The organism is Pseudoalteromonas sp. JSTW (assembly GCF_013423925.1).
Lineage (GTDB): Bacteria > Pseudomonadota > Gammaproteobacteria > Enterobacterales > Alteromonadaceae > Pseudoalteromonas > Pseudoalteromonas lipolytica.
In genome coordinates, this window is the sequence record NZ_CP058972.1 from 2,637,110 (window position 1) to 2,659,667 (window position 22,558).

At 42.5% G+C, this 22,558-nt stretch carries 22 protein-coding genes; 10 read left to right on the top strand and 12 right to left on the bottom strand.

Annotated elements, in window-relative coordinates; all coding sequences use genetic code 11:
• Window positions 1–14: 14 nt before the first annotated feature.
• The 4 genes from GZH31_RS11935 to GZH31_RS11950 all read right to left on the bottom strand — a co-directional run bounded on the left by GZH31_RS11935 (window position 15) and on the right by GZH31_RS11950 (window position 5,631).
• Window positions 15–857, bottom strand: coding sequence for a YdiY family protein (locus tag GZH31_RS11935; protein ID WP_118844560.1), 843 nt, complete (start codon window positions 855–857; stop codon window positions 15–17).
• An 11-nt stretch (window positions 858–868) separates the two neighbouring features.
• Window positions 869–1,189, bottom strand: coding sequence for an HI1450 family dsDNA-mimic protein (locus tag GZH31_RS11940; protein ID WP_036966590.1), 321 nt, complete (start codon window positions 1,187–1,189; stop codon window positions 869–871).
• Between the two features lie 119 nt (window positions 1,190–1,308).
• On the bottom strand, window positions 1,309–4,422 hold the full coding sequence (locus tag GZH31_RS11945; RefSeq protein ID WP_180311035.1) for an efflux RND transporter permease subunit: 3,114 nt from the start codon (window positions 4,420–4,422) through the stop codon (window positions 1,309–1,311).
• A 9-nt stretch (window positions 4,423–4,431) separates the two neighbouring features.
• Window positions 4,432–5,631, bottom strand: a complete 1,200-nt coding sequence (locus tag GZH31_RS11950; RefSeq protein ID WP_230235559.1) for an efflux RND transporter periplasmic adaptor subunit — start codon at window positions 5,629–5,631, stop codon at window positions 4,432–4,434.
• Window positions 5,632–5,899: 268 nt separating this feature from the next.
• On the opposite strand from GZH31_RS11950, the gene GZH31_RS11955 reads away from it, so the two are divergent.
• From GZH31_RS11955 to GZH31_RS11985, 7 genes are all read left to right on the top strand, one after another.
• Window positions 5,900–6,691 (top strand): crotonase/enoyl-CoA hydratase family protein, encoded by a 792-nt coding sequence (locus tag GZH31_RS11955; protein ID WP_036966584.1) that lies wholly within the window; start codon window positions 5,900–5,902, stop codon window positions 6,689–6,691.
• Between the two features lie 71 nt (window positions 6,692–6,762).
• Complete coding sequence (locus tag GZH31_RS11960) at window positions 6,763–7,116, top strand: CidA/LrgA family protein (protein WP_180311036.1); 354 nt, start codon at window positions 6,763–6,765, stop codon at window positions 7,114–7,116.
• The gene (locus GZH31_RS11965) at window positions 7,106–7,816 is read left to right on the top strand and encodes an LrgB family protein (RefSeq protein WP_036966578.1); all 711 of its coding nucleotides are present in this window, start codon (window positions 7,106–7,108) and stop codon (window positions 7,814–7,816) included. The genes GZH31_RS11960 and GZH31_RS11965 overlap by 11 nt, the downstream gene beginning before the upstream one ends.
• A gap of 33 nt (window positions 7,817–7,849) precedes the next feature.
• Window positions 7,850–8,692: a mechanosensitive ion channel family protein gene (locus GZH31_RS11970; RefSeq protein WP_075593798.1), complete on the top strand. Its 843-nt coding sequence runs from the start codon at window positions 7,850–7,852 to the stop codon at window positions 8,690–8,692.
• Between the two features lie 106 nt (window positions 8,693–8,798).
• Window positions 8,799–9,941, top strand: a complete 1,143-nt coding sequence (locus GZH31_RS11975; RefSeq protein ID WP_036966573.1) for a PepSY domain-containing protein — start codon at window positions 8,799–8,801, stop codon at window positions 9,939–9,941.
• The gene (locus tag GZH31_RS11980; protein ID WP_036966570.1) at window positions 9,941–10,411 is read left to right on the top strand and encodes a hypothetical protein; all 471 of its coding nucleotides are present in this window, start codon (window positions 9,941–9,943) and stop codon (window positions 10,409–10,411) included. The genes GZH31_RS11975 and GZH31_RS11980 overlap by 1 nt, the downstream gene beginning before the upstream one ends.
• A gap of 202 nt (window positions 10,412–10,613) precedes the next feature.
• On the top strand, window positions 10,614–12,026 hold the full coding sequence (locus GZH31_RS11985; RefSeq protein WP_118844563.1) for a family 43 glycosylhydrolase: 1,413 nt from the start codon (window positions 10,614–10,616) through the stop codon (window positions 12,024–12,026).
• A gap of 33 nt (window positions 12,027–12,059) precedes the next feature.
• On the opposite strand, the gene GZH31_RS11990 is transcribed toward GZH31_RS11985, so the two are convergent.
• Both GZH31_RS11990 and GZH31_RS11995 read right to left on the bottom strand, forming a co-directional pair.
• Entirely contained in the window at window positions 12,060–12,809 is a 750-nt protein-coding gene (locus GZH31_RS11990) for an RIO1 family regulatory kinase/ATPase (RefSeq protein ID WP_036966563.1), read from the bottom strand.
• Window positions 12,810–12,895: 86 nt separating this feature from the next.
• The gene (locus GZH31_RS11995; protein WP_036966560.1) at window positions 12,896–13,360 is read right to left on the bottom strand and encodes a MarR family winged helix-turn-helix transcriptional regulator; all 465 of its coding nucleotides are present in this window, start codon (window positions 13,358–13,360) and stop codon (window positions 12,896–12,898) included.
• 213 nt (window positions 13,361–13,573) lie between these two features.
• Between GZH31_RS11995 and GZH31_RS12000 the strand changes: the two genes are divergently transcribed.
• Genes GZH31_RS12000 through GZH31_RS12010 form a run of 3 tightly spaced genes read left to right on the top strand, consistent with a single transcriptional unit; the run spans window position 13,574 to window position 15,842 of the window.
• Complete coding sequence (locus GZH31_RS12000) at window positions 13,574–14,638, top strand: hypothetical protein (protein ID WP_230235567.1); 1,065 nt, start codon at window positions 13,574–13,576, stop codon at window positions 14,636–14,638.
• A gap of 48 nt (window positions 14,639–14,686) precedes the next feature.
• Complete coding sequence (locus tag GZH31_RS12005; protein ID WP_118844565.1) at window positions 14,687–15,577, top strand: dienelactone hydrolase family protein; 891 nt, start codon at window positions 14,687–14,689, stop codon at window positions 15,575–15,577.
• Window positions 15,578–15,626: 49 nt separating this feature from the next.
• Window positions 15,627–15,842 (top strand): hypothetical protein, encoded by a 216-nt coding sequence (locus tag GZH31_RS12010; RefSeq protein ID WP_036966555.1) that lies wholly within the window; start codon window positions 15,627–15,629, stop codon window positions 15,840–15,842.
• Between the two features lie 61 nt (window positions 15,843–15,903).
• On the opposite strand, the gene GZH31_RS12015 is transcribed toward GZH31_RS12010, so the two are convergent.
• The 6 genes from GZH31_RS12015 to GZH31_RS12040 form a co-directional block, all read right to left on the bottom strand.
• Window positions 15,904–16,611 carry a TorF family putative porin gene (locus GZH31_RS12015; RefSeq protein ID WP_036966552.1) on the bottom strand — a complete coding sequence of 236 codons (708 nt, stop codon included), beginning with the start codon at window positions 16,609–16,611 and terminating at the stop codon, window positions 15,904–15,906.
• An 11-nt stretch (window positions 16,612–16,622) separates the two neighbouring features.
• Complete coding sequence (locus GZH31_RS12020) at window positions 16,623–17,840, bottom strand: choline transporter (RefSeq protein WP_075594441.1); 1,218 nt, start codon at window positions 17,838–17,840, stop codon at window positions 16,623–16,625.
• 130 nt (window positions 17,841–17,970) lie between these two features.
• Entirely contained in the window at window positions 17,971–19,641 is a 1,671-nt protein-coding gene (gene betA / locus GZH31_RS12025) for a choline dehydrogenase (protein WP_180311038.1), read from the bottom strand.
• On the bottom strand, window positions 19,641–21,104 hold the full coding sequence (betB, locus tag GZH31_RS12030; RefSeq protein ID WP_075594439.1) for a betaine-aldehyde dehydrogenase: 1,464 nt from the start codon (window positions 21,102–21,104) through the stop codon (window positions 19,641–19,643). The genes betA and betB overlap by 1 nt, the downstream gene beginning before the upstream one ends.
• A 1-nt stretch (window position 21,105) precedes the next feature.
• Window positions 21,106–21,696, bottom strand: coding sequence for a transcriptional regulator BetI (gene betI / locus GZH31_RS12035; protein ID WP_036966541.1), 591 nt, complete (start codon window positions 21,694–21,696; stop codon window positions 21,106–21,108).
• Between the two features lie 292 nt (window positions 21,697–21,988).
• Window positions 21,989–22,456 carry a nuclear transport factor 2 family protein gene (locus GZH31_RS12040; protein ID WP_075594438.1) on the bottom strand — a complete coding sequence of 156 codons (468 nt, stop codon included), beginning with the start codon at window positions 22,454–22,456 and terminating at the stop codon, window positions 21,989–21,991.
• Window positions 22,457–22,558 lie beyond the last annotated feature (102 nt).

The window sequence follows — 22,558 nt, forward strand, 5'->3', positions numbered from 1 at the left end:
AAAGAATTCTCTAATTAGAAGCTATAAACAAAGGTCGCACTTAGCTCTGAGTCATACTTAAGCTTGTCTTCCTCTGGTTTTGAGTTGTAGCGATACATGTAGGTAAATTTAAGTGACACATCGCCCATAATCTTACTGATCAATGATGTTTCTGACTTTAATCGCGAGTTAAGACCTGACAAAGATTGCTCGTAACTCACATCTTGATTAAAGCGTGTGCGCTCTGAAACGGTACGCTCCCATTGCAACGCTAAACGAAGCAGATAACCGGTTTTTGTTTCGTCTTCTTCCGTTGCAATTTCTTGATCGGCAACTGAACGATAAAGGCCCGGCCCAACGTCTATATCGACTTTATTTTTACTGCCTTGATAAATACGATTGCCATACCCTGTTGCAACCGTACTCTTAAACTCAAGACCACTAAATTTATCTTCTTCGTAATCTCCGTAAATGAAAAAAGACTCATTTTTCACGTTCAGCTTATAGTTTCCTTGCCCCGAGACAAAAATACGATCTGCTGATACTTCTTCATCGCCGGTTTCTTCATTGCGATCGCGTTTGTAAAGCGTGTCTATTTTGAATTGATTACGCCACTTTTCAAAGTCTTGATAAAGGTTACCTTTGAACTTGAAACTCGTTGAATTGGTATTGCCTCTACTTACCATAAAACCGAACTCCATATCACCATATAGCATTTCGCCTTTATGGATTTTATGGATTTCTTCTTCTGACAACTGCCCGTATTCATGAAAATCTTCAAATGGATCAACAGCAATAGCCTGCCAACTGCTAAGCAGTAAGGCGGCTAAAAAAACACGTTTAATTGTACTAAGACAACAAAAAGTAGAGTCAAACATCGGCTGGAGAGTTATTCGCTATCTTTCCAGAGAATGTGGCAAAACGGTGCATCTTTATCTCGGCTAATTAAAATCTTGGCAAATAAAATATCTTGGTTATCAAACTCAAGCCCTACTAAGACTTGTACAAACAGCTCAGGTTCAATTTCTAATGCAACAAAATCTTGCCATTGATCGTCAGGCTCACTTTCTTCGATAAAACCTAACTCTTCTCTGTGCTCGTTAAAATCATTAATATCTTGTTCGCTTAAGTTATCGGGTGCTAACTCTAAAAAGATATCATACGCCTGATGTGTTACTTCTTCTTCACTATATAAGCGTGGACCAGCCATTCCTTAAACCCTCTGCACATGCAAACTGCGTTATTTTAGGTATGATAACAAACCTCTTTTCTGTTTTGCCAAAAAAAAAGCCAGGTTACCCTGACTTTTTTATCGTTAGTGTCTCTTTTTTAGTTTTCGACCCTTTGGCCTTTCACTTTTTCACGCATAGCTTGCACTAATGTATAAAATAGCGGAACAAGCAACGTGCCAAAAATAGTGGCCGCTAGCATACCAAAGAGCACAGTCACACCTAATGATATTCGGCTGCCTGCCCCTGCCCCACTCGCAAACACAAGCGGTAATACGCCAAGCACAAATGACAAGGCCGTCATTAATACCGCTCTAAAACGCAATTTTGCTGCGTTGAGTGCTGCCTCAACGATGCCTTTTCCGGCGGCACGCTCTTCCATCGCAAATTCAACAATTAATATGGCCGTTTTCGTCGACAGACCTATCAGCAACACTAAACCAACTTGCGCATAAATATTGTTTTCCATCCCAATCACGTACAGTGCAAGCATGGCACCAAACAAAGCTAAAGGAACAGCTGCAATAACTGAAAATGGAATAGTCCAGCTTTCGTACTGCGCAACTAAGAACAAGTAAACAAATACGACCGCTAAACCAAATAAAATTGGCGCGACGTTGCCCGCTTCAATTTCTTGCTTAGATTGCCCTGCCCACTCATACACGTACCCAGAGGGTAGCTTAGCGGCCAATTCTTGCATAACAGCAATCGCATCCCCACTTGAATACCCTTGCGCTGGCTGGCCACTGATACTGGCACTTCGGTACAAATTAAAGTGCGTTAAACTTGTCGGGCCAAGAATCGGTTCAAGTTTGGCCAGTGTTGTTAAAGGAACCATTACCCCTTCGTCGTTACGCACGTAATAGTACTGTAAGTCTGCGGGGTTTTGACGATACTGACTTTCGGCTTGCATTATGACCCGATACGTTCGGCTAAATTGATTAAAGTCATTAACGTACAAAGAACCTAGCTGTGCTTGCAGCGTTAAGAAGATATCACTCAACGCCACACCTTGTGCTTTGGCTTTATTACGGTCAATTTCTAAAAAGTACTGCGGAACATTTGCTCTGAATGTACTGTACACATTTGACAGTTCAGGCCGTTGATTAGCCTCGTATACTAAGCCGTTAAGCACCTGAGAAAGCGCAGCGGGTTCACGCCCTTCACTGTCTTGCAGTCTAAATTCAAAACCGGCACTGGTGCCAAGCCCCGGTATTGATGGCGGGTTAAATGCCATTATCTGTGCGTCTGGCATCGCCCAAAACTGCCCCATCAAACGACCTAACACCGCTCGCAGACCTAAATTAGCGTCTGTGCGCTCTTCCCAATCTTTTAGTACCACAATACCCAAGGCATTATTTGAACCTGCACCGCCTAATAATGAAAAACCTGAAACGGCGATAAAATCAGTTGCTGCGGGTTCATTTTTAATAATATCACCCAATTTATGCATGACTTCTTTGGTGCGGTTACTTGCCGCAGCATCTGGCAGTTGCACATCAACAAATAGAAAACCTTGGTCTTCGGCTGGCACGAATCCGGTGGGGACTGTTTTAACTAACCATCCCGCGGCCGCAAAAATGATAACCGCAAACAGCGCCATTCGTGCGCTACGCTTTAGAATAAAGTTAACGACTTTACTGTAGCCACTGGTCGAGCGCGTAATAATATTTTCAAATGGGGCTAGCCACTTAATCGGTTTCATCGCTTTTTCATTCAGTAATAGCGTACAAAGCGCCGGACTCAAGGTTAATGCATTCACCGAGGAAATTAGCACTGCAAATGAAATAGTCACCGAGAACTGTTTATATAACTCTCCGGTGATGCCAGGCATAAATCCAACCGGTACAAACACCGCTAGCAACACCAGTGTGGTTGCAACAATAGGCCCAGACACTTGTTCCATTGCTTTAGTAACGGCTTCTTTTATTGGTAGTTTCTCTTCTTTTAAAATACGCTCAACATTTTCTATAACGATAATCGCATCATCCACCACAATACCGATTGCCAGTACTAAACCAAATAAGGTGATTAAGTTGATGGAGTAATCCATCATCATCATAAAAGCAAACGTCCCCACCAAAGACACCGGAATAGCAACAGTGGGAATCAGGGTTGCGCGCCAATTTTGTAAAAACAAAAATACCACTAAAATAACCAAACCAACCGCTTGTAAAAGGGTTACCACTACTTCTTCAATAGAACGGTTAATGAATTCGGTTGTATCGTAAGGAATAGAATACTCGATGCCATCGGGTAACTGCTTTGCCAGCTCAGCCATACGGGCTTTAACATCCTCTGCAACCTGCGTGGCATTGGCTTCTGTTAACTGATAAATAACGATAAATGCTGTATCTTGCTGATTCAATTTAGCGGAGGTGCTGTAGCTTGCCGCCCCCATTTCGATACGGGCAATATCATGTAAACGAACAAAGTTACCGTCTTTACTCGAACGAATAATGGTTTGGCCAAATTCCTCTGGGGTTTTTAAGCGCCCTTTTGCTTGAATCGAATATTCAAATTGCTGACTGGGCCCCGTAGGAGCCGCGCCTAACTTACCTGCTGCAACAATGGTATTTTGCTCTTGCAATGCGCTTCGAACATCGGCCACCGTTAAGCCTAATGATGCCATTCGATCTGGGCGAAGCCATAAACGCATCGAATAGGTTTGCTCACCCATCACCTCCGCAGAGGCAACCCCATTAATACGACCAAGTGGCTCCGTTAAATAGTTTGTTGCATAGTTACTTAGAAAAATAGCGTCGATATTATCTTTACTCGAGTAAAGGTTAATCCCTAACAACATAGAGCTCGACTTTTTCTTAACCGATACCCCTTGGCGCTTAACTTCCTCAGGTAATCCTGCTTCAGCAAGCGCAACACGGTTTTGCACGTTCACTTGTGCTATGTCTGTGTCGGTACCAACCTTAAAATAAACAGTAATATTTGCCGTGCCGTTATTTGTCGAAGTCGATTCTATGTACATCATGTCTTCAACCCCATTGACTTGCTCTTCAATGGGCCTGATCACCGACTCTTCCACTATTTGAGCACTGGCTCCGGGGTAACTTGTCGAAATTTGTACTTGCGGTGGCGTGATCTGCGGGTACATATTCACCGGCAATAATGTCATTGAGATTAAACCCGCAATCGTAATGACTATCGATATTACCAGCGCAAATTTAGGGCGAGATATAAACGTTTTACTAATCATCTCTGCCCCCTAAGAGTTGGCTTTGCTAGTAATAGTGCCCGTTGTTGCATCAACATTTTTTTCAACGGCTTTGACTTCTGCACCTTGGCGGACTTTTTGTAAGCCTTCAATAATCACCTTTTCGCCTGCTTCAAGGCCTGACTCAACCACCCACATCGCGTTAATACGGCGACCAAGTTTCACAACGCGCATCGATACTGTGTTTTCATCATTAACAACAAGTACAAACTTACCTTGTTGATTTTCTTGTACTGCAACTTGTGGAATCAAGGCTAATTCTTTTTTGTTGGTGCTCTCGACTATTAATGTAACAAACAAGCCAGGCATAACCATGCCGTCGGGGTTGTCGAACGAAGCCCTTAATTCAACGGTCCCCGTGTTTCGATTTATTTTAGTATCCGCAAAATCAAGGACTCCCTTGCCTGGAAAAACGGAGTTATTTGGTAATCGTAAACTTAAATCAATAGGTACATCACGTGGGTCGCGATCTGGGGTTTGATGTTGCTGTCGGTAGCTTATGTAGTCAGCCTCTTCAACTTGAAAGCTCACATAAATGGGGTCTACATCAGTCAGCTCTGCCAGTTCATTCGATGAGGGCCCAATAATGTTGCCCACATCGTAGTTCACTTTACCTATACGACCCGCGAATGGGGCTCGAATTTCAGTGTAGCTTAAATTCAACTTTGCCTTTTCAAGCTCAGCTTCGGCCGCTTTCACCGCGGCTGTCGCTTGTTCAAAGTTAGTTAATAACTTGTCTAAATCGGACTGCGAAATAAACCCTTGAGAGGCAACATCTCGACCCCGTTTTAAGTCTCTTTGAGCAGCACTTGCAGCAGCCTTTTTACTTTTAAGATCGGCTTCAACCTCGGCCACCGTGGAGCGGTATTCAGACGGGTCTATACGCAATAATAACTGATCTTTTTCAACCGCAGATCCTTCGTCAAAGTGACGCTCAATGAGCTCCCCCTCAACACGGGCTCTAATTTTAACTTCTTGAAACGCTTCAGTGCGGGCGACAAACTCTCGATAATCTCCGACTTCTTGGGTAACAACATTAAAAACAGATACCGCCGGTGGCGGCGTAGCCTGTTTCGTTGATTTATCATCGGAACAGCCTACTAAAGCCGAGCTAAAAGCCACGGTAAATAAGGCGGTTGTTATAAAAGATGATGATTGATTCTTTATGCGAGCTGTTTTGCGCATCAGCATATGTATACTCCTTGTAGCGCGACTTAACGCTAAGTCTAGTCGTGTCGTGGTATTTTGCGAAAGTTTGAGCCAGTATCTTACCGATAGCAAAATTGAGCTAGTTGAAAACCTGCTTCTTTGTTTTAAAAATATACATCAATTTGTAATCAAGCATATGACAGAGTTACCGTTTTTTGAAAAAATTAACGTTTCTTTGCGACACATCAGCATTTCTTTACATACTTGTCATTAGCTCGTAAGCTCTAACACACAGGTCAGAGGAGTTGCCATGATAAAGCTAGAAATAAAACAACACGTCGCTTGGGTTTACCTTGCTCGTCCAGAAAAGCAAAATGCGCTTAGTTTTGATATGTTTGTCGAGCTGTCACGCGTCATCAAAAAAATTAAACGTGACCCTCGCTTACGCGCTGTGGTGATTAGTGGTGAAGGTGAACACTTTTGTTCTGGGCTCGATGTCGCAGCCGTTATGAAAAAGCCCAGTAACATCATGAAACTGCTTTTTAAGTGGCTGCCGGGCAATCAGAACCTTGCGCAAAAAGTGGTCTTAGGCTGGCAAGATTTAAGTATTCCTGTAATCGCAAAAATTTCGGGGCATTGCTTTGGCGGAGGAATGCAAATAGCACTCGGTGCCGATTACCGAATTGTAGATAAACACGCCAAACTGGCGATTATGGAAGCACGCTGGGGGTTATGCCCCGATATGGGAGCAAATGTGGTGCTTGCAGGATTAATGAAACGTGACCAAGCACTCTGGTTGGCAAGTCATGCCGGTCCCGTATCTGCTGAGGACGCTAAAGACTATGGGCTTGTTACCCAGCTTACAGATGATGTTGATAAACACACCGCGGCAATGCTCGAAACCCTCATGGCGCGTTCACCAGATACATTGGCAGCAATTAAGCGGCTTACTCAACAGAGCTATCGCTCGCAGCAACGTAAAATCTTAGCAAAAGAAACCTGGAGCCAAATTCGCTTATTAATGAACCCAAATACCAAAAAAGCCATTGCTAAAGCAAAAGGAGCAGATGATATTGAGTTTAACAACGCCAAGTCATGGTAAGCTAAAGTCGCATAGTACTACTGACAAGGGTATGATGTAGTTGAACTTTCACAAGCCATTTTCCATCTATCATGAAATACCTGTTCAGTAGTGCCATTATTCTTGCGTGCTTAGCGGTCGCTAAGTATTTAAGCCTGTTACTTAACAGCTCTTTTCCTGCGCCATTGCTCGCTATGGTCATGTTACTTTTACTGCTATTAACGGGGGTTGTTAAAGAGCATCAGCTAAAACCGACAGCCAGCCCTCTGTTAAATTACATGCCATTATTTTTTATTCCAGCGGGCGTTGGCATCATTGAGCACCTTGGTTTAATTGGTCAACATTGGTCGCTTCTGCTCACTGTATTTATTATTGTGCCTTTGAGCAGCGTATTGCTCATTGGTGGCGTTATCGCCTATTTTAAGGGGCGTGAAAATGACGACTAATTTATGGTGGTTAAGCGTTCCAGTCATTATTTGCCTTTTTTTGTTACTAAGAGTCCTCAACAACAAAACAACTCACGGTGTTTCAAAAGCACTTAGCAACCCTGTTTGCTGGGCTATTTTGATTATTGCTGCGTTACTTGTAACACTCGACTTACCTTATGCGCCGTTTGCTGAGCACAGCAAAATACTCAGCTGGTTATTAGAACCAGCGATAGTCGCCCTCGCTTTGCCGCTGTATCAGCAGTTTGTGCACGTAAGAAGAAACCTATTACTCATCGTGATTAGCTGTAGCTTAGGGGTGATTAACGCCACTGTTGTTGCCTCACTCATTTGCTATTTTTTTGCTGCCCCTGCTGAGCTTAGTGCATCGCTTGCCAGCCTTTCTGTTACAACGCCCATCACGTTAATTGTCACGGATGCACTGGGCGGTATTCCTTCTCTTGCTGCTGCAATGGTTATTTTTATTGGTGTACTGGGTGGGATTTTTGGCAATTTAATTTTTTCGCTATTAAACATCCGTAATGCACAAGCTAAAGGTGTTGCCATCGGCACCGCGTGTCATGCTATTGGCACCGCCTCACTTATTACTGAAGAGGCAAAAGCCGGCGCATTTGCATCGGTCGCAATGGCACTGAGTGCGCTTTTAAGCGCTATAATAGTGCCCTTACTCTATCCTGTTTTACAACATGCTCTGGTATAGTCAGGGCAAGCAGTAACCTTGTTAGGAAAACACATGATCGATTCTGAATTACAACAAGTTGAAAAATACTACCACTTGATTACCGAATACCTCGTTACCTACAGCATGCAAATTTTTGGTGCCATCTTAATCCTGTTCTTTGGTTTATGGGTCGCACAAAAAGTATCAAAAATGATTGCTGGATTAATGCAACGGCACAACATTGACATAACCTTAACTAACTTTGTCAGTAACGTTGTTAAAGTACTGCTTATTATTATGTTTTTGGTTATCGCACTGGGTAAAATAGGCATCAGTGTTACACCATTTGTTGCAGCAATCGGTGCTGCATCGTTAGGGGCTGGTTTAGCACTGCAAGGTATGCTGTCAAATTATGGGGCTGGTCTTGCAATCATTGCCACGCGCCCTTTTGTTGTTGGCGACACGATTGAAGTAAAGGGCGTTAGCGGACAAGTTAAAACTATTGAACTTGGGTATACTATTTTGATTAACGAAGAAAAAGTCGAAATCACTATCCCAAACAAACACATTGTTGGTGAAATTTTACATAATTCGTTTAGTTATTCACTGGTAAAAGGTGAAATTGATATTGCCTACGATGCCAACGCAGACTTAGCAATTGAACTCATCGAAACAGTATTAAAAGAGCACGAATTAGTTGCCGACGAGCCTCATTCACAAGTGGGTATTGAGCGCTTTGCAGACAGCGGCGTGACATTAAGTTATCGTTATTGGGTGCCGACGACCAAAATTATTGAAACCAAGCTCTCGGTTAACCGCAAAGTATTCAGCGCTATTCAGGGTGCAGATATCGACATTCCCTTCCCACAGCGGATCGTTACACTTAATCACACACATGAGAAAGGTGCTGAATAGCACCTTTTTTACCTCGCTACGACAGAGATTGTGTTTCATTAAAGCTTTGTAGTACAATTTGAATGATAACAATTACTATCATCAATTAAATGTCGGGCTATTTTTCATGAGTAAACGTCTTTGGTTCCAGCTACACGGTTGGTTTTCGCTGCCTATCTGGGTGTTATTCTGCTTTATCTGTGTTACGGGCACAATTTCAGTAATAAGCCATGAACTGACGTGGTTAACCAACAGCGAAGCACGCGCAACTAACCCTAATAATTTACCGGCGATGCCTGTTGATCAGGTTATTGAAAGCGTAGAAAGTGCTTACCCAAGTGCCGATGTTATGAGTGTACTTACTTATGAGCCTTACCTTGTAAACGCAGTCATTTTTACCGACACAGACAAACCTTATGCTGTTGCTTACGTCAATCAATACACTGGCGAAGTGCAAGCTGTAAACAGCACCATTTCGTTTATTGAGTTTATGCGTACCCTGCATGGTTGGTTATTTTTCCCTTGGCAAGAAGGCTACAGCATTGGTTATTACTTAGTAAGCGCAATGGCATTTGTTATTCTGGGTGCTCTAATCACTGGCTTAGTAATTTATAAGAATTTCTGGCGTGCATTCACGCAACCAAAATTGCGCTTTAATCAAGGCCGTAAAACCTTCCTCAAGGACTTACATACACTCAGCGGAGTATGGTCAATTTGGTTTATGGCAATCATGGCGTTGACTGGCTTATGGTATTTTGTACAAGCCTTTATGTGGCACAACGAAATTGATATTGAAGAGCACGCCCCGTTAGTGGCGGTGTCGACATTGCCCGCCACAAAACAAACACCACCAACTGATTTAAAAGCCGCATTAGCAGCCACAAAAGCAAAGTATCCCGACTTTAAACCGAGCTATGTGATGCTACCAGAGCATAATCGCGGTATGTTCAACATTATGGGCAGTGGTGATACGATTTTTTATGATAACTATGCGTACTCAACCTCTGTTAATCCATGGACCGGTGAGATTGCAGCCAGCAAAAGTCCAGAAACAATGACAGGATTACAAACTCTATCGCACATTACCGACCCCCTTCATTACGGTAATATTGGTGGCCTTTGGACCAAAGTTATCTGGTTTATCTTTGGCTTAATTTTAAGTGGTATGTCGGTCACAGGGTTTATGATGTACACCTCGAAATTGGTAAAAAATAAACCTGAAAAAGCACGCCAAGCTGCGCCCGTTAATAACATTCAGGAGGCAAACTAATGGCACGTTTAAACGCAACGTGGTGGCAACGTAAAAAGTACCTGTTACATGCAATTGTGCTCGCCTTACCGGTGTGGTTTATTTACCAATCGCTCAACCCACAATTCCCTGCTCTTTGGCAAGAGCAACAAGCTGGTGAGTTTAAAATTGCGCCAATGCCACTTAATGAAGATGCCCCCTATTCGCATCATAACGAGTATGTAAAAGATTTCTTTATCGCCTTTAATCAAGGTGATATTAGCAATATACGTCAAGCCTATTTAAATATAGGTGAAGCGCCGCTGCCACTCACTGAATTTGCAAAAGATGAAGAAGGCCTTATGCATGGAACGGCACATGGTCAACACGCACATGCAATAGCCCCGAAAGCTATTTCGGCCGATGACAAATTGTGGGTCACAATTCAGACATGGCAGGGTCAATTACACACCCTACAATGGGACATTCCTAATCAGTTTATTAGTCAATAATTTTTAAAGCCACTCACTGAGTGGCTTTTTTATAACTTCCCTCTCTAACCGCCACCAAGTAAATTATTTGTTAATTTATTTCACCAAAACCTTTACAAAAATAATAATATAATAAAGTATTATAAATAGTTTGATTTCTTCAAACTAATCCTAGGATCAGAACACACCAAGGAAAGCTCAAAAACAATGATTTGGAGACACAATGATACTTTCTAAAAATACAGTTGGCGTTATCGGATTAGCCGCCAGTTTGCTGTTACCGAGTGCCTATGCCATTGATAACGGCGTCTATACGATTAAATCGAAATACAGTGAAAAACTTGTCGAAGTTGGTAACGCCCAAACCAATGATGGCGCAAACGTGAGTCAATGGGGGAATACGAACCACGATACACAGCGCTGGCTAATTACCAACATTGGCGGCAGTAATTATTCGGTCATTAACTTGAACAGTGGTAAAGCTCTCGAAGTATTTGATTTCTCGACTGACGATGGAGGCAACGTTGTACAATATGAGTATGCAAACATTGCCAGTCAGCACTGGCAAATCAATGAAGAAGGCAGTGGCTATTATAGCTTTATCAATGATCACAGCGGTAAAGCACTCGACTTATATGAATTTAATGGTAATGATGGCGCGAATATTAGTCAGTGGAGTTACAATGGCAGTGATGCTCAGCAATGGCAACTTACTAAACTCGCCAATGTAGAATCCACTCCTTTTGACCCATCGACCACCAATGGTGCAGCCAATCACTGGCCATTAACAGGCAGTTTAGTGACCCATGATCCGACTATTGGTTACGAAAATGGCACATGGTGGATTTTTCAAACAGGTCCCGGTATTTACGGCAAATACTCAAGTGATGGCGTAGATTGGAATGATGCTTTACCTGTTTTTCCAAACGGACTTGCTTGGTGGGGCAACTATGTACCTGATCATGATGGAATAGATGTGTGGGCGCCTGAATTAAAACGATACAATAATCGCAGCTGGTTATACTACGCTATTTCGACATTTGGTTCACGAGTCAGTGCCATCGGTTTAGCATCAGCCAGTAGCGTGGCCGCAGGCAATTGGCGTGATGATGGCTTAGTGATCAACACCACAAATAGCAATAATTACAACGCGATTGATCCCGATTTAATCGTGGCTAAAGATGGTGCGCCTTGGCTTACATTTGGCTCATGGAATTCAGGGATCAAGCTTACGCGCATTAACCCAATGACCATGAAACCCTTTGGCGAAATTTACTCATTAGCGAGTCGCTCTGGTGGTATAGAAGCCCCTACTATTATCTATCGCCAAGGTTACTACTACTTATTCGTTTCTATGGGTAAGTGTTGTGAAGGCACTAACAGTACCTATCGAATTGCATACGGCCGTTCAACTGATATCCGTGGCCCTTACCTTGATAAAAATGGTAACAACATGCTATCAGGGGGCGGTAGTATCCTTGATGCAGGTAACAGCCAGTGGGTCGGTCCAGGTGGACAAGATATCCTTAATACCGATGTGATTGTGCGCCATGCATATGATGCGGGTGACAATGGCAGACCAAAGCTGCTTATTAGCACACTTAATTGGGATGCGAATGGGTGGCCTAAATACTAGTTTTCTTTCATGAAGCGCGTGCAAACGCGCTTTTTAGAACCTTTCAAAAATACTGCGAATAAAGTCAGAGTTTAAAATTTGTGTGACAACGCCACTGCCCCACACATATGCTCGCTGTAGCGGGTATCCTTTAAAAATCCAGCGTTTACGAACATGATTAAAGTCATGCAAATACGCCGCTTTTGCTTGCGGTAATGAGTCGTTTGCTAGTTTTTGCCATGCTTTATAAACCCCACTCATATCAGCCCCTCGCATAAAGCGCTGCAACCAACGTGGAAAACGAGCAAACCGAATTGCCGACTGAAAATCAATGATATAGGGCTTACCGTCTTGTGAACAAATCACATTACCCAGATTACGCAGGTCTAAGTGCACCACACCGTGGCGATGCATTTTTGCGACTAAACGCTCAAACTCTTTAAAAAAGTCGCGCGGTAATTGCTGCTGTTGCAATGCAAGCTCCCTTAGTGGTGTACCTTCAATAAAATCATAGGCAATGGCAATAGGCGATAAACGACAAAAGTGGTCTACCACACCGTCAACACCTTTAAGCCGTGACAATCCCTTGTACTCTTGATTTATAAACAGTGGAGCAATGGTTTTTCTAACCCACCACGGGCTATGCTGAAAATCTTTAATGATTAAATCGTGTTGTGCATCTTTATAACGATACACAATTGCATTGGCAAAGCGCCCTGTATGCAATACAGACAAGCCTTCACGACTAAATTGATGTGATGGAAACTGAGCTTGAAGCTGAGCGAGTAACGATGATTCAAACATAACAACCCAGTATTTATTAAATTAAATGCCTAGGCAACTATATTATCAAAACGACACGGCAGCGACAATGTACCGCTTAGAGAAATTTATGCTTTTAAATTATGAATCGCTCTAAAGAGTAAGCTGGCAAGTTGGTTTTTCTCATCCTCAGAAAAGCCCGCTAATGCCTCACGGTAAATATCATTAACGGTGGGCAGTATCTCAGGATAAAGCTGTTTGCCCTTTTCTGTAAGGCATAAAATGGTTGAACGGCGATCTTCTATTGACTGCTGTTTAGCCACTAACCCTTTATCTTCTAAACGGCTTAATAGGCGACTCATGGCACCACGGTCATACACCATGTGCTCGCACAGTTCAGCCAACGTTGTTACTTTTCCTCGAGCAAGCAGTACCACCACAATGTATTGTGCCGAAGTCAGTTCTTTACTTTTTAGAGCACAGTCTAGGTGAGTCACTAAATTAGAGCGCAAATACGACACCAATCGCCCGAGATCTTGAACGGGATCTAAGTCTTCAATACGGCATTGCCCAATAGATACAGGTTCTTTCATAGTTCCTCACCGCAGTTAATCGTCATTCATAGACCGTTAACCACTAAAATAATTCAATCTGAGTTCATTGCTTCAACGCCTATGATTAGTGTAGCGTAGGTAAGCGTACAAATTTCAGAGGGCGTTATGCTAAGTAAACAACATATTATCAAGTATTTAAGCCTCATAGTACTGTTACGGCTGTGTTGGTTAGAACAGTTTCAGCAGTATATTATGAGCTTTATTGACAGCGCCCTGCTGCAATCGACTCTTGTGTATGCGTCTTCACGTACCGTCAATGCGGCAATTTCTTTATTACAATCCGCCGAAGTCGGTATTGGTATAGCCAGTATTCAACCAGCTCAGCTACTTGACCCCGTCAACGATTTAGCGGAGTACATGTCGGATGCGATGCGTCTTGCCATTGGCTCACTATTTTTACAGCGAATTTTATACACGATTTCATCCGGCATCATATTTAGCAGTGTTTTTACAGTATCAGTAATTGCATACCTTATTTGTGAGTGGCGTGATTTTTACCCAACGCTTCGCCATAAATTAATGGCGAGCCTGATCCTTATTCGCTTTTTAGTTCCTGCGGTGGTGCTAACGACGGGGTTGGTAAGCCAAGTATTTTTAGACGAGCAAATAAACCAACAAAGTGAGCAAGTCAGCGAAAAAGTGGCTACCGTAAATAATAATGCCAGCACAACGTCGGCACTGTCAGCAAAGCTAAAAGCCGAAGTCGACAGTCAAAAACAGACCCTCTTCGACAAGCTATCGTTACTTAATGATCAGCAAATTAAAAACCACCAGCAAGCGACCGAGCTCAAACTACAAATGGCTGAACTCGACAAAAAAATAGAAGCGATTCAAGCCACTCGCAGTTTATCTGAGGTAATCACTTTTAAAGAACTAGCCAAAGCAAAACCATTACTCGATCAAAAGCAGCAACTCACCGCCAAGTTTAATGCTGTGCTTGAACAACAAATGGCGCTTAATCAAGAAAAAGACGCCTTAAACGAGCAACTTGACACCCTGAATGCGTCGCTTAACCACGATTCATCATCACAAGTGAGTAAAATTATCGACACCGTCACCTCGGGCATTAGTAATATGGTGGCCACCGTTGAAGACTTGTTTATCGACTTTTTAAATATTTTGTCGTTGCTTATTTTAAAGCTGCTATTAATGCCTTTAATATTCTTATACTTGTTCAATAAAGCATTCAACGCTATTTGGCAGCGCCGTTTTATCGATGTCATAAAGCAAACAAAAGAACAGGCTTTTAATCACTGATAATTAGTCTAAAGTTATAAACTGAATTCATTTTTAAAGGATATAAGTATGACTGAGCAACGCCACAACCACATTCCCCAAGAAGCCTTCGATTGGTACGACGAATATGCCCATGGCTTGATAGACCGTCGTACTTTTATGAAAAAACTCGGTGGTCTTGTGGCTCTTGGTTATTCGATGGCAGTATTAAGTAGTGCTCTACTGCCTAATTACGCCTTAGCAGAGCAAGTATCCTTTAACGACCCAGACATAAAAGCCAGCTATAAAACCTTCGACTCCTTTAAAGGGCATGGCGAGGGTAAAGGCTATTTAGTCGAACCGACAAATTTAACCTCTAAGCGCCCTATTGTACTCGTTATTCACGAAAATCGTGGGCTTAATCCTTATATTAAAGATGTCGCTCGCCGCCTTGCCAAAGCAGGATTTATTGCGTTTGCCCCAGATGCGTTGCACCCGTTAGGTGGCTATCCTGGTAACGATGATGAAGGCCGCGCAATGCAGCGTTCAATGGATAAAGAAAAAATTCAGCAAGACTTTGTCGCCGCAGCAGAGTACTTAAAACAACACCCAAACAGCAATGGCAAACTTGGCGCTGTGGGCTTTTGCTTTGGTGGTTATATGGTGAATTACTTAGCCGCTATCGACAGCACGTTAATTAATGCAGGCGTGCCTTACTATGGTACGCCCGCGGTTAAAGAGCTTAGAAAAAACATCAAAGCACCGTTATTGGTACATTTAGCTGAATTCGATACACGTGTGAATGAGACTTGGCCAGATTATGAGGCTGATTTAAAAGCTCACCAAGTCCCCTACACGATGCATATGTACGAGAAGGCAAACCATGGTTTTCATAACGATTCAACATCACGCTATGATGAAAAGCAGGCAGAGCTTTCTTGGCAACGCACACTCGCATTTTTTAACGAGCAATTGATTTAAGCGGAGCAATTACATACACTCTCGAAAAAATTTAAAGGCTAATAAGTACATGGAATCAGAGGTTCGTTATCGCTTTGACTCTCAACAAACCGCTAACCGCTTTTTAAATAAACTCAGACACTGGTCTGTGGCTAATGTTAAAGCCAGCCTATGCCAAGGCGGTTTTGGCGTGAAGATTCGCTATGAAGCGGATAACTCAGGGTTTGATTATACCTTAGCCGAGCTTGATGACTTGGCCATGCAACACGAAGGCATAGAGTTTTAATTATCAGCATTAAAAACGGCTAACCTAGGTTAGCCGTTTTGATAAATAGAGGGGGTTCTTTTTACAGATCAAAACTGCGCGAAATAGACGCGACGATACGCTCATCGGCAGTATCCCAGTCTAGACTGGTGTTTTCACCTGCAAGCTCAAAGTCAAAACCTGCAAAACTAGTTTGGTACGCCAAACGATAATGGTTATAAGATTTATCGTTGCCATCCCACGCAAATTTATTACCATCTAACGAGTTAGAAATATCAAAACTTGCACGTATCGCATGATTCGGCGCAATTTCAACCGTGTGGGCAATCATAGAAATCACATGGCCTGCATCGGTACCAAAATAATCCCATGCATACCAAAAGTTCAACTCTGTGAAACCTAAGCTGTTGGTATAACCAAATTTAGCGTAGGTTTCAAAGTAGTTACCATCGCTAGAATAATCTTCACCGTGGTACGAGTAATATGCAATACCATAATCAACACTGAGGGCCTCATTGAGCTCAACAAAATGACCTAAGTAAGCATCCCATTCAATGTCGGTGCCTTCACCAAAATCAACATTTGAGGCCCACGTACCGACATACATGCCTGAATCTGCAAAGGCATAATCTAGGCTGCCCTGAATAGCAGGGTCGTTCATCGTTTGACTAACACCGTTGAAGGTATAGTCAGATGCAAGTGTAACGGTGGTAGATAAGTCAGCCATCGCTGATGTCGAAAGTAGTGCCAATGGCAACGCTGTTGCTAATACTGTTTGTCTTGTTGTCATGTTGGTTTCCCTTAGCTAACTGTTTCTATTTTTGTAAAATCTAATTTGTTGTCTTTTGGCGAGCCTTCGATGTTTTTCACGGTTTTATATTTGCTATAGCCAATAAACACGGCGCAGCCGAAAAATAACGCGATAACTAACGCACCAACCCATTGGATCTGTAAAAAGTCGAACTTAAACAGCAGAGTCAGTAATGAAAGCGCAACCACATTTAAGGCAATATAATTAAGTTTGCCTAAACGCTTCACCGTTAAGTTTAGATTATCTGTGTATAAACGGATCAAAGAATCGAGTGAGTTAATCACAAACACCACACCAACAAATACCATCGCTATGTTTTTAAGGCCCGCAGTGGCAATACCCGCTTCGTGGTACTGGTATAAAACACTAAACCAAATAGCAATAGGAATAGACGGAAAAATTAACATTGCAGCGAGTACTTGATAGGTTTTTAAACCACCTACAAAACGTGACGTAAATTGACCAATCATAATACTCCACGCAAACCACCAAAATAGATAAAAAGCATGGTAATCATTTAGGGGTAATACAAACTCATCGATGTTGCCAAAATAGCCACCTATTAACGCTAAGTTATCAACAAATGCTGATGTTTGCGCTTCAGAGCCAACAAATGCACCGACCCACATAAACGCAATTAATGCGATAAATAACCACGTTGTAGAAATACTTAAAAAGCGCACATATTTAATGTCAGTACTTGAGTACACCGCAAAACAGATTGCTGCAAACACCAGTAAGTAGAAAGTCGGAATAATTGACTCACCATCACCTAATGAAGGTAAATACCACGGTAAGTTCGACAGTAGTAAAAATGCAGTAAATGCGCATGTACCAATAATAACGATGTTATTAATTAGTTTTACCCAAGCGATTTCAAAAAACTTCACTTTGGGTTCTATTACACAGAAATAAAAGCACGTAAGGAAATAAAATCCCCAGATCAAGAAGCCCCAAAAACCAAACTCAATGGCTAATGGATTGGCAAACGCATACTCTGGGCTTGCTTTTATGTCTGCATAACCTGCAAACTCTGTCAGTGGAAACATAATCAAGCCAACGTCTAGGCCTGATGTAAATAAAATTGCTATGAACGTAAATGTTCTCACCGGTGTGACACCTACACACCTTACAGTACCCCATTTAAATAAAATAACCGCAATTGCTAATAGGGTAAAAATGATGCCAGCACTAAGCCATAAGGTCATAGTTACCCCCCCAAAATAAGTAATAATACTTCATTGTTTCTCCCATTTTTTTCCCTCGCATTAACGCATCATAAACAACTTATGATGCGCGCCACTGCAAGCCCCACAGCCGACACTGCGGGTGGCCTTATTAAATCTCCGAACTACGCTGCGTTGATTGCCATTGTTTTTCCATAGCAACATCTGCGCTTGATGCCGTTAATAAAGGCTTACCTAAAATTAGATCTGCCGCTTTTTCTGCCACCATAATGGTAGGCGCATTTAAATTTCCGTTTGGAACGGTTGGGAAGATAGACGAATCCACGACCCTTAAACCTTCAATGCCGTGTACTTGAGTTTGCGAGTTAACAACTGCCATCTCGTCTTCACCCATCTTGCACGAACACGAAGGATGATAAGCACTTTCGACCGCTTGACGAACAAATGCATCGATTTCTTCGTCGCTTTGCACATTTTTACCCGGTTGAATTTCATCATCGCGATACGCATCAAAAGCGCTTTGTTCAATGATTTCTCGAGTTAAGCGCACGCAAGCTCTAAAGCCTTCAATGTCATCTTTGTGTTGTAAATAATTAAATTGTATTTTAGGTGCAACCCTAGGATCAGCCGACTTAATCGTCACCTCACCACGGCTTTTAGGTTTGTTATGACCAACATGCACTTGGAAGCCATGCCCATCAAAAGCACTTTTACCATCGTAACGAATCGCTGCTGGTAAAAAGTGATATTGAATATCTGGCCATTCGACACCGGGTTTTGAGCGAATAAACGCACACGATTCAAAGTGGTTCGTCGCCCCTAAACCTGAGCGGTTTAATAACCAACGCGCCCCAATTAAGCCTTTCGAAATAAGCCCTAACTTGCCATTTAAAGTAATTGGCTGCTTACACTTATATTGAAAGTAAAACTCCAAATGATCTTGTAAGTTTTTGCCCACACCTGGTAAGTGGTGTTTAACCTCTACACCCGCTTTAGCGAGTGCCTCTTTATCGCCAATACCAGACAACTGAAGAATATGCGGCGAGCCAATTGGACCGGCACTTAAAATAACGTCTTTTGTGGCAAACGCTTGCTGTCTAGTACCCGATAAAGAAAATTCAACACCCGTTGCTTTTTTACCTTCAAGCAATACTTTTTCAGCTAATGCGCCGGTTACCACGGTTAAGTTTTTACGTGACTTAACGGGGTCTAAATACTCACGACTTGCCGAACTGCGCACACCATTTTTCACAGTCATGTGCATTGGCCCAAAACCTTCTTGCTGTGCACCGTTATAATCATCGGTGTGAGCATACCCTGCTTGTTGGCCCGCTTTGATAAACGCTTTGTATAAAGGGTTCGCCATTTCATTACCGTTATTAACCCCTAATGGGCCGTTATCACCACGGTAACTATCTCCCCCTAAATAAAACGATTCAGCGCGTTTAAAGTAAGGCAAACAGGCTTGGTAATCCCAACCTTCAGCGCCATGCTGCTGCCACTCATCAAAATCTTTTGCATGGCCTCGGACATACACCATGCCGTTAATAGATGACGAACCACCTAAAACTTTCCCGCGAGGACAGTGCATTTGGCGGTTATCTAAATAAGGCTCTGGCTCAGTGTGAAACTGCCATGCATATTTATCAGTATTCATTGGAATTGACAGCGCTGTAGGCATCTTAATAAAGATGCTTTTATCGCTACCACCCGTTTCAAGTAATAACACCTTGTTTGAAGGGTCTGCTGATAGTCGGTTAGCCAACACGCAGCCTGCTGAGCCTGCACCGACTATGATGTAATCATAGTTCTGTGTACTCATTAAAATGGACTCTCTATATTGCTCATACCCACGTAAATCGATTTTGTTTGGGTGTAGTGTTCAAGTGTTTCAATGCCGTTTTCGCGACCAATGCCCGATTGCTTATAACCGCCTACAGGCATTTCTGCTGGTGAGTTACCATAGCTATTAATCCAACAAATACCCGCTTGTAATTGGTGAATAACACGGTGGGCACGTTGAATATCTTTCGTAAACACGCCCGCAGCTAAACCGAGGTGAGTATCGTTCGCACGGCGAATCACATCGTCTTCGTCATCAAAGACTAATACGCTCATTACCGGACCAAAGATTTCTTCTTTAACAATGGTCATGTCGTCTTTACAATCAACGAAAATGGTCGGTTCTACAAAATAGCCGTTCGGTGCTGAGGCAGGTGATAAAGCCTTACCACCGGTTAATAACGTCGCCCCTTCTGAAATACCTTTATCGATATAGCTAAGCACCAACTCTTGGTGTTTTTTAGAGATCAGCGCCCCTAAATTCACCTCAGGATCCATTGGGTCGCCAGCAATAATATTTTGCTCAGTGCGTGTTTTCAGCTCATCAATAAACTGCTGATACACATTTTTGTGCACATAAATTCGTGTACAGTTAGTACAAACTTCGCCTTGAGTATAAAAGTTACCTAGCATTGCGGCACTTACCGCTTGTGAAACATCGGCATCATCAAACACTAACAGCGGTGACTTACCGCCAAGCTCCATGGTCACGTCTTTTAGTGAACCCGCAGCACTTGCCATCACTTTTTTACCTGTGCCTACTTCACCCGTAAACGACACTTTTTCGATGTCTGGGTTTGCTGTTAGCCATTGACCTACTTCACCAGCCCCTTGTACAACATTGAATACACCTGCTGGTACACCTGCTTCGATAAATATTTCAGCAAGTTTAATGGCACCCAGTGGGGTTTCTTCTGATGGTTTAAAAATCACCGCATTACCTGCAGCGAGTGCGGGGCCTGATTTCCAACACGCAATTTGCAGTGGGTAGTTCCATGCGCCAATGCCCGCACAAATACCTAAAGGTTCTTTACGCGTGTAATAAAAGTCATTACCGACCATTTGCTGCTGACCTACTTGAGCAGGCGCAAGACCAGCAAAATACTCAATCACGTCTGCGCCAGTTTCTACATCAACACACTCAGCTTCTTGCCATGGTTTACCCGTATCAAGCACTTCAACTTTTGCTAGTTCATCATTACGTTCACGCAAAATAGACACCGCTTTTAATAAAATGCGACTACGCTCAATCGGGGTCATTGCAGACCAAGCAGCAAAGCCTTGCTTCGCACTTTCAATAGCGGCGTTTTGAATAAACTCATCGGCCACTTCAACGTGATAAATCACCTCGTCTGTCGCTGGGTTCTTTACCGCAAAGGTATCGCCACTTTGATTCTTCAAAAAGTGGCCATTTATAAAATTTTCGTAAACAGGTGTGGTCATTTTAGGCTCCATACTGTTTTATTAGTGAACGAATGTAGTCTTTTACTAATTGCTCACAATGTTCAAATTGATCTTGGTCTGACTTACTTAATACGGCTCTTAACCATAAACCATCGATCATGGCTGCACTTAACTCAGCAGCTAAATTAGCATCGCTATCGCTCATTAACTGTTTGAATGAGCTCAATAAATTACTAAACAAACGTTTACTATTAACGTTTTGTAAGCGATGCAATTGAGCGTCGTGCATTGAATGCGCCCAAAAGCTCAACCAGGTTTTGGTGTTATTGCTTTGCTGCTGAGTACGCGAAAAGTTTGCTTCAACGATAAACATCAGTCGTTGCTCAGGGCTGGTTTGTTGCGTTACTCGATTCAATAAAGCACTCTTTAAGCTCGACAATAAATAACGCACAGTGGCTTCAATCAAGCCCTGCTTACCACCAAAATAATGACTGATAATGCCCGACGATAAGCCGGCCTTTTTACTAATGCTATTTATGGTGGTGCCTTGCAAACCAAGCTCTGCAACCGACTCAATTGTGGCGTCAATTAACTGCTGACGGCGAACAGGTTCCATTCCAACTTTCGGCATAATTTTTTATTGATTGAACGTTCAATTAAAATAAATGGTAAGGTAATCAATTTGCCAATTCAAGGTTGACAAATTGTAAACACCCGAAAACCGTTCCACTAAAGTTTAGCTAAGCCTCTGTTATTCAGTTTATTATTCGAGATATAAAAAAGTTTTAAATTTATGCAAAATAAAGTCTAAAAAGTATGAATTTAGGCAAATAAGTAGGAAACGGAGGTTATTTTTTGCGGGCTGTTTTTATTAAAAAAGCGCTTATTCAAGCGCTCACGATACGTTAAAAGTACAGCTAAGATCATTCATGGTATTTTCGAATAACGGCTACCTTGCCATTTTCTATTTCGAGTACATCCATGATGGTTTGCGTGTACTCAATGGCTTGCTGATTTTGCGGGTGGATACCTTTTGCGTGATGGGTGTAACGCAACGCAATGGCTGAGTCATTAAAAATGAAGGTATCTAGTAAGTTGGCTTGATATTCAGTGTGTGCACCAAGGTAAAAAGTCATCCCTTTGCGCATCATCGCTTTACCATCTGGCTCTCTTGAATCATCAGTTTGATAAGGTAAATGTTGGTTTGCTACATCGTCTGTTAATAAAGCTAAAAAGGCCTCTAATTCTTTTTTAGTGGCGTTAGGCGCTTGCGTTGCGACCATGGTATTAAAGTATTGCTGTGCCAGCGCTGCGAGCTCCGGGTTAGCTTGCTTTGCTTGGCTGCTAAATGCGCTAAGCAGGCAAATAGCTAAAAAATAAAGATGCTTCATTGTTATTCCTTGTTCGTTATTCTATTAATCTTAAACCTAAAATAACGACAAAGACTGTAATTAGCAATTACTTAGTTAAAGACACTGCGGCTGAGTATTAAA